7 protein-coding genes and 1 pseudogene are annotated in these 7,800 nt (G+C 69.5%); 1 reads left to right on the top strand and 7 read right to left on the bottom strand.

Going from position 1 to position 7,800, the window contains the following annotated elements; genetic code table 11:
• Positions 1 to 11: 11 nt before the first annotated feature.
• From VKG81_RS13050 to VKG81_RS13025, 6 genes are all read right to left on the bottom strand, one after another.
• The gene (locus tag VKG81_RS13050) at positions 12 to 494 is read right to left on the bottom strand and encodes a hypothetical protein (protein WP_324396524.1); all 483 of its coding nucleotides are present in this window, start codon (positions 492 to 494) and stop codon (positions 12 to 14) included.
• 299 nt (positions 495 to 793) lie between these two features.
• Positions 794 to 1,108, bottom strand: a complete 315-nt coding sequence (locus tag VKG81_RS13045) for a hypothetical protein (protein WP_324396523.1) — start codon at positions 1,106 to 1,108, stop codon at positions 794 to 796.
• A 111-nt stretch (positions 1,109 to 1,219) separates the two neighbouring features.
• Positions 1,220 to 3,184, bottom strand: a complete 1,965-nt coding sequence (locus tag VKG81_RS13040) for an ArnT family glycosyltransferase (protein WP_324396521.1) — start codon at positions 3,182 to 3,184, stop codon at positions 1,220 to 1,222.
• A 35-nt stretch (positions 3,185 to 3,219) separates the two neighbouring features.
• On the bottom strand, positions 3,220 to 4,494 hold the full coding sequence (locus VKG81_RS13035; protein ID WP_414685260.1) for a glycosyltransferase: 1,275 nt from the start codon (positions 4,492 to 4,494) through the stop codon (positions 3,220 to 3,222).
• Between the two features lie 45 nt (positions 4,495 to 4,539).
• Entirely contained in the window at positions 4,540 to 6,129 is a 1,590-nt protein-coding gene (locus VKG81_RS13030) for a HAMP domain-containing sensor histidine kinase (RefSeq protein ID WP_324396519.1), read from the bottom strand.
• Positions 6,107 to 6,811, bottom strand: a complete 705-nt coding sequence (locus VKG81_RS13025) for a response regulator transcription factor (protein WP_324396526.1) — start codon at positions 6,809 to 6,811, stop codon at positions 6,107 to 6,109. The genes VKG81_RS13030 and VKG81_RS13025 overlap by 23 nt, the downstream gene beginning before the upstream one ends.
• Before the next feature lie 311 nt (positions 6,812 to 7,122).
• On the opposite strand from VKG81_RS13025, the gene VKG81_RS13020 reads away from it, so the two are divergent.
• Entirely contained in the window at positions 7,123 to 7,356 is a 234-nt protein-coding gene (locus tag VKG81_RS13020; protein WP_324396517.1) for a CsbD family protein, read from the top strand.
• A gap of 53 nt (positions 7,357 to 7,409) precedes the next feature.
• Here VKG81_RS13020 and VKG81_RS13015 read toward each other — a convergent pair.
• Positions 7,410 to 7,800, bottom strand: a pseudogene (locus VKG81_RS13015) (hypothetical protein); the annotation flags it as partial.

Raw genomic sequence — 7,800 nt, 5'->3', positions numbered from 1 at the left:
GACGACCAGGCTCAAATCGGCGCGAGAAAATCCGAAGAGTAGAAATCGGCCGGGGGGCCCTCGATGAACACCCCGGCACCGGTGGTGCCGGAGAGCACCGCCTCGCTGAGGGTGACACTCCCGGTGCCGGCTCCGTCGGTGTCGATCGTGCCTGCGGCGACGCCGGGGTTGCCGGGCCTGCACCTGTCCGTTGGCGGGGGAGTCTCGACCAGCCTGACGAAATAGCGAACGCCGGGCTTCGCCCTCGTCAGCTGCACCTCCGCGGTCACGTTGGACCCGGTCGAGCTGATGATGGAAACGGCCGAGCCGCTGCCCGACGACGGCACGTAGGTGTCGTCGGTGAAATCGCACCTTCTGAGGACTTGACTCATCGGCACCACGGTCGCGCGCTCCGCGCTGACCCCGGTGGGGCCGTCGGCCGCTGCGATCCCTGAGCCGGCAGCCAGCATCGCCGCTGCGGCCATCGGTGTGGCGACGTGTTTGAGCTGACCCATCCTGACTCCGTCCCTTAGTGATCCCTTGGTGTCGATTCCACCCCGGCCGGCACGACGAGAAGCTCGAGTACTTGTAGGGAAAGCTTGCCAGTTCGGGATGGCATGTCCAGCCCGTTTCGCCGGCCAATATCCGCTCAGCGTCTTTTTCGCTCCGATCGGCATACCGCAGAGATCGGCGTACCGCAGAGATCGGCGTACCGCACGAGGTCGCCCGGTTGTCCAAGCCGCGGGTCTACCAGATCAGGCGGGCCTACCAGGTCAGGGACGGTCGGCGCCGGCGGGGACCCTGCGGCAAGGCCTTAGGCCGCCTCGAGTGGCACGCCGTCGTGCCTGCCGTGTTCGGTGCCCCGCTCCGCGTCGATGATCGCGTTGATCGCGCCCCACCGGCCTTCCACCCGGCCGATCACCCGGTTCAGCTGTGAATCCTCTGCCGCGATCGCGAGCACCTGATGGGCCGGGTAGCCGTGCAGTATCCGGGCGAGGTCGGTGGCGCAACGGCCGGTTGCGGCCACCCGGCAGCCGGCCCGAAGCAGGTCCCGCGCAATGCGGCAACCGCGATCGGTGCCGGCGTGCAGCACCAGGAACGTCGCCCCCTCACTAACCGATCCCATCATGATTGCCACCTCAAATCCTCGTGTTTACCGTCACTTTCATCCAACTGCGGCAAGCTGGGTTCTTGATTAGCACACCGTGTGACGTTGGCATGCGTTCACTTCACGGGCGCGTCACGGGCGCGTCACGGGCGCGGTGAGGTCGTAGTAGGTGACGCCGTCGATCGTCGTTTTGGTGAAGCTCTGCTTGACCCACGCGGCGATCTTGTCGCCCTCGGTCTCCGGCCGCTGACGCTGTGGCGCGCCCGGGTTGTCTCCCGGCATCCCGGGCCCCTTGGCCTCGATGTAGTAGTGGATCCGGCCGTTGGCGACGTACTGCTGGAACTGCGCCAGCGTCGGCGACGGGTCACCGCCCATGAAACCGCCGATCGGCATCACGGCATCCCCGGTGGCCAGTTGGTAGCCCGCCGCCTCGTTGGCGCCGTCGGTTGCCGCCACCCACGGGTAGGCGCCCCCGCTCTGCGACAGCATCTGCACGATTCGGCCGCTGGGCTTCTCACCCGTTCCCGGCGGTCCGCCCGCCGGCCGGCCGCCGGGCCCGCCGGGTCCGCCCGCCGGCATCCCGGGGAAGTGGCCGCCCCCGACGGACGGGCCGGCGGCGACGATGCCGCCGTTGTGCGGGGTGCTGACAGTCTGGATCGAGTAGGCGAGCGGCCCGGCCAGCGCCGCGACCGCGGCCGCGGCCGCCGCCCACCACGCGATGCGGCCCCCGCCGCCGACCCGGAGGACATACGCGGTGACGAGCGCCACGGCGGCCATCACGCCGCACCCCAGCACCGCCCACCGCAGCGGCGGCACGAACCCGGGGGACCTGCCGAGCAGCACCCAGGCCCACACCGCGGTGAGCGCGACCGCGCCGGCCAGCGTCAGGGCGACCCACCGGGATGATCGTCGCGCCCACAGCTGGGTAACGCCGATGCCGGCCAGTGCGGCGACCGCCGGTGCCACCGCGACGGTGTAGTAGTCGTGGAACATGCCGGACATGAAGCTGAGCACCGCACCCCCGCCGATCAGCCATCCGCCCCACACCACGTACTGGGCCCGGCGCTCGTCGGTGCGGGAGGCTCGCCCGCACAACACGATTCCGGCGATCAGGAAGATCAACGCCGCGGGCAGCAGCCACGAGATCTGACCGCCCGCCTCGCCGCTGAACAACCGGGCCGGCCCCGCGTGTGAGCCGAACGAGAAGCCGTGGCCACCTGGCCCGCCGTGGAAGTTGCCCGTGTGCCCGCCCAGCAGCCGCGACATGCCGTTGTAGCCGAAGGTCAGGTTCAGGAAGCTGTTGTCGGTGGACCCACCGATGTACGGCCGGTCCGCGGCCGGCGTCAGCGACACCAGCAGGACCCACCAGCCCGCGCTGGCGACCATCGCAAGCAGCGCGGCGCCGAGCTGGATGATCCGCACCCGCAGCCGGACCGGGCCGGCGATCAGGTAGGTCAGCGCCAGCGCGGGTGCGACCAGCATGACCTGCAGCTGCTTGGTCAGAAAGCCGAATCCGATGAGCGCGCCGCACAGCACAAGCCATCGCGTCCGCCCGTCGCTCACCGCGCGCATCAGCGCCCAGACCGCGGCGATCGTCACGAACACCAGCAGTGCGTCGGGGTTGTTGTACCGGAACATCAACGTCGCCACCGGGGTGATCGCAAGAACCCCGCCCGCGATCAGCCCGGCGGTGGGACCGAACTGGCGCTTGACGATCACATATACCAGCGCCACCGACGCCAGGCCCAGCAGCACCTCCGGCAGCAGTATGGACCAGGTGTTGACCCCGAAGATCCGCGCGCTGATCTCCATCGGCCACAGCGACGCCGGCGGCTTGTCGACGGTGATCGAGTTGCCCGCGTCGGATGAGCCGAACAGGAACGCCTTCCAGCTCTTCGTGCCGGCCTGCACGGCGGCCGAGTAGAACGCGTTGGCCCATCCCATGCGGCCCAACCCGACCGACCAGAACACGGCTGTGCCGGCCAGCAGCGCCGCCAGCGCCGGGCGGCCCCAGCGGGGGTTCGGCGCCGCGGTGGGCTCGCCGGTGGGACGGTCCCCGCCGCCAGCGTCGGCGACGGTCAGCGCGGGCGCGCTCATCCAAGCTCCTTGATGTCGGCGGAAGCGGTCCTGGGTCAGCGATTGCGGTGGGGGTGGAACACCCATCCTCGCAGCAGGATGAATCGCACGACGGTGGCGACGAGGTTGGCCGCGACGAGCACCGCCAGTTCGAGGGCGCGCGACGGGTTGCCGACCGCGTTCAGCGCGGCGAGGGAACCGCTGGTGACCGCGAGAGCGATGCCGAACACGACCAGGCCCTCGAAGTGGTGGCGGCCCGCCCGGCCGCGTCCGCGCACCCCGAACGTGAACCGTCGGTTCGCCGCCGTGTTCGCGACGGCGGTGACCAGCAGTGCGAGCAGGTTGGCGGCCTGGGCACCCATGACGCCGTGCAGCAGGGTGAAGAGCAGCAGATAGGCGATCGTGCTGGCAGCGCCGATCGCGCCGAAGCGAACCGCCTGACGCAGCAGCGACGCGGGTGCGCCGGCCCTTGCCGATCCCAGCTGCGCGGCGATGTCGGCGACCGGAATCGCGCCGGTGGCAAAGCCTTTCACCAACCGCGCGACCCCTTTCAGGTCCGCCGCGGCGGTGGCGACGATGTCGACGCGGCTGTCGGGGTCGTCGACCCAGTCGACCGGAACCTCATGGATGCGCAGTCCGGAGCGTTCGGCCAGCACGAGCAGCTCGGTGTCGAAAAACCAACCGGTGTCGATCACGTGCGGCAACAGTTCGCGCGCGACGTCGGCGCGGATCGCCTTGAATCCGCACTGAGCGTCGGAGAACTTCGCCGCCAGAGTCGATTTCAGGATCAGGTTGTAGCAGCGTGAGATCACTTCCCGTTTGGCGCCGCGCACCACACGCGAGCCGCGGCTCAACCGGCTGCCGATCGCGACGTCGGAGTGCCCGGAGATCAGCGGCGCGGTCAGCGGGGCGAGCGCGGCCAGATCGGTGGACAGGTCGACATCCATGTAGGCCAGCACGGGCGCGTCCGACGTCGACCAGACGAAGTGCAGCGCGCGGCCACGGCCCTTCTGCTCCAGCCGGACGACCCGCACGTCGTCGAGTTCCTCGGCCAGCTCGGCGGCGATCCGGGGGGTGTCGTCGACGCTGGCGTTGTCGGCGATCGTGATCCGCGTGGCGAACGGGAAGTGCTCCGACAGATACCGGTGTAGGCGACGGACGGACGGCGCCAGCGCCGTCTGCTCGTTGTACACGGGCACGACCACGTCGAGAACCGGCACACCCGCGTCACGGGCGAGAACCACCGCGTTGGGGCGGGATTCAAAAACGCGCCGGGCGGCGGGGCGCCAATCGTCAAGGGCAGTGGGGAGTTCCATCACGCTGTCCGTCATGGCTCCCATCGTCATTGGTGACGGTTTGTGCACGGTGGGCACAAGCTATGTGGCTGCTGTGAATCCTGCGTCGGCTGATACCTGGCCGTTATGGGAGAGCCGGGGCAGCCGCACGCGGAATTCCGTTCGTCCCGGCACGCTGTTCACGTCGATGGTGCCGTGATGCGCCTTGACCACCGCGTCGACGATCGCCAGGCCGAGGCCGGTGCTGCCGTCACGCCGCGACCGGGAGGAGTCGCCGCGGACGAACCGCCCGAAGATCTCGGGCTGCTGCTCGGGTGGGATGCCCGGGCCGTCGTCGACGACGGCCAGTGTGGCGCCCCCGCCGCGGTCGGCGGCCAGCGACACCGTCACCGACGTCCCCGCCGGGGTGTGGGTTCGGCAGTTCGCCAGCAGGTTGGCCAGCACCTGGTGCAGGCGTGGGCCGTCGCCCGTCACGACGACCGGTTCGTCGGGCAGGTCAAGCGACCACTCGTGGTCCGGCCCGGCGATGTGTGCGTCGCTGACCGCGTCCACGACCATGCTCGACAGGTCCACCGGCTCCTCGACGAGAGGCCTGCCCGCGTCCAGGCGGGCCAGCAGCAGCAGGTCCTCGACCAGATGCGTCATCCGCTGTGTCTCCGACTCGACCCGGCTCAGCGCGTGCGCGACGTCCTGCGGCATCTGGCCCCGTTCGCGTTGCGCCAGCTCGGTGTAGCCCTGGATCGCTGCCAGCGGGGTGCGCAGCTCATGGCTGGCGTCGGCGACGAACTGGCGCACCCGCGTCTCGCTGGCATGTCGCGCCGACAGCGCGGCCGCGATGCGCTCCACCAGCCGGTTCAGGGCCGTGCCGACTTGGCCGACCTCGGTGTGTGCGCTCGCCGCGTCGACGTCGACGATCGGCGTTGGCAGGTTCACCTCGCCGCGTCCGAGTTCGAGATCGGACACCCGCCTGGCGGCGGCCGCCACGTTCGACAGCGGTGCCAGCTGCCGCCGGATGATCAGGACGCCCGCGATGGCGGCCATCACCAGCGCCGACGCGGCGAGGATGCTGAAGATGATCAGCGTCGACACCAGCGTCTTGGCGATGCCGGACACCGGCAGGCCGGTCACGATGATCTGGCCGCTGTGGGTCCGCAGCGCGACCAGCCGGTACTTGCCGACCCCGTTGAGGTCCACCGCGGCGGGATGGTGGCCGGCCCGCAGTGCGGCCAACTCGGGGTACGCCGAATCCGGCACGGGGATGCGGAAGCCGTTGTTGCTGACGATGGCGGCGGAGACGACGTGACCGTCTGACACCAGCGCCCCCAGCGTTCCGACGGCCTGGCCGGGCGCGTTGAGAAAGTCCGGCCCGCTTCCGCGGTGGCGCATCGGGGGCGGCATCCCGGGGGGCGCCCCCGGCGGACGGCCGAGGTCGTTGATCACGACCGAGCGGTGTGCGGCCTCCATCACCTGTTCATCGAGCTGGTGCACCAGAAAGCCGCGCAGGGCCAGTTGGGTGCCGGCGCCGATCCCGATACACACGAAGGCCAGCAACGCGATCAACGTCGCGAGCAGGCGGGTGCGCAGCGACCAGCTGCGCGGCGACCGCAGGCGATTGAGCAAAGCCGGTTTGGTCGATCCCCTGGGCTGCTCAGCGGGGCGGCTTGAGGACATAGCCGGCTCCGCGCAGCGTATGGATCATCGGCTCACGGCCGCTGTCGATCTTCTTGCGCAAGTAGGACACGTACAGTTCGACGATGTTTGACCGCCCCCCGAAGTCGTAGCTCCAGACCCGGTCGAGGATCTGCGCCTTGCTCAGCACCCGCTTCGGGTTGCGCATCAGAAAGCGCAGCAACTCGAACTCCGTCGCGGTCAGCGAAATCGGTTCGCCGCCGCGGGTCACGTCGTGGCTGTCCTCGTCGAGAACGAGGTCACCGACCACCAGTTGCGATCCGGCGGCGTCGGTGGTCGCGCCCGTGCGCCGGAGAAGTGCACGCAGCCGCAGCACGACCTCTTCCAGGCTGAAGGGCTTGGTCACGTAGTCGTCGCCGCCCGCGGTAAGGCCGGCGATGCGATCCTCGATCGCGTCCTTCGCGGTCAGCAGCAAAAGGGGCAGCCCGGGAATCTGCTCGCGCAGTTTCCGCAGCACCTCGAGGCCGCTCATGTCGGGCAGCATGATGTCGAGCACGACGACGTCGGGCCGGTGTTCACGCGCCAGGGCGATCGCGGTGGCGCCGTCCCCGGCGGTCGAGATCTCCCATCCCTCGTAGCGCAGCGCCATCGACACCATCTCGGCGAGCACCTGTTCGTCGTCGACGACGAGGACGTGGATCGGGCTGCCGTCGGCGCGACGCATCACGACCCGGCCTGAGTCAGCTTCGGTGGCCACGATTGAAGAGTATGGCGCCACGGACTAGGGCAACGCTGTGCAAAGTCTATGCGCCGGCTGTGAACACCGGCGGTGCGTGCGCGGCCGACCCGATCCGGGTTTGCGTTGACGGCACCGAGTGGACATTGGGTCCAGGTTGCGTCCGGGCCATTGAGCTCGCGGAGAATTAGCCGGTCAGTCAGGAGGTTTGGGCTCTCCAGGCGCCGGGAACCCGAATATCGCGGCGGGACGGAAACGGTCCCGGCCGCCGGGAACGTCAGCCGATGAGGGAGGAATCCATGGCGGAGAAAAGCGGGCCGAAGGAAGGCTTGGAGGGCGTCGTCGAGGACGTCAAGGGCAAGGCGAAAGAAGCCGTCGGCACGGTGACGGGCCGCGGTGATCTCGTCGAGGAGGGCGAGGCCCAACAGGACAAGGCCGAGGCTCAACGCGATGCCGCGAAGAAGGAAGCCGAAGCCGAAGCGGCACGCGGCGGCGCGAAGGCCGCCGAACAGCGCCAGAAGTCCAATCAGTAGCTGCAACGTCGACGGGCCCGGTCCACAGCGGTGGGTCGGGCCCGTTGCGTGTGTCAGGCGAACGGCGTGCGCAGCACGTAGCGGCTGGTGGGCACCGTGTCGATGTTGACGTTCGCGCCGAACGCCGATGTGCTGGCGACCATCCGCGTCAGCCGATCCTGCAGGTCCGCGTCGTCGGCCGCGCCGAAGAACGCCTGCAGGTCCGTGATCGCCTCGGTCGGGAACAATTCCTCGACGATGCCGTGGATCGCCGGGGCGTCCCGGGTCAGCGGCCGCACCACCACGTTCTGGGTGTAGCCGAATGTGGCCTGTGTCTCGATCGCCACCGGGGTGTGATCGATCTGCCATCGCGCCAGCCAGCTGTCCCCGTCCAGCCCGGCTGGCCTGCGCAGCAGCGCGATGTTCGCCAGACCCGTTGTGCGCTCACCTGATTCGGTCTCCGGC

This window comes from Mycobacterium sp. (assembly GCF_035314905.1).
Classification (GTDB): Bacteria; Actinomycetota; Actinomycetes; order Mycobacteriales; family Mycobacteriaceae; genus Mycobacterium.
This window is presented reverse-complemented; position numbering and strand designations above follow the sequence as displayed.

Coding starts and splice junctions, on each gene's coding strand:
- VKG81_RS13050 (WP_324396524.1), bottom strand. CDS start 494: ATGGGTCAGCTCAAACACGTCGCCACACCGATGGCCGCAGCGGCGATG.
- VKG81_RS13045 (WP_324396523.1), bottom strand. CDS start 1,108: ATGATGGGATCGGTTAGTGAGGGGGCGACGTTCCTGGTGCTGCACGCC.
- VKG81_RS13040 (WP_324396521.1), bottom strand. CDS start 3,184: ATGAGCGCGCCCGCGCTGACCGTCGCCGACGCTGGCGGCGGGGACCGT.
- VKG81_RS13035 (WP_414685260.1), bottom strand. CDS start 4,494: ATGACGGACAGCGTGATGGAACTCCCCACTGCCCTTGACGATTGGCGC.
- VKG81_RS13030 (WP_324396519.1), bottom strand. CDS start 6,129: ATGTCCTCAAGCCGCCCCGCTGAGCAGCCCAGGGGATCGACCAAACCG.
- VKG81_RS13025 (WP_324396526.1), bottom strand. CDS start 6,811: ATGCGTCGCGCCGACGGCAGCCCGATCCACGTCCTCGTCGTCGACGAC.
- VKG81_RS13020 (WP_324396517.1), top strand. CDS start 7,123: ATGGCGGAGAAAAGCGGGCCGAAGGAAGGCTTGGAGGGCGTCGTCGAG.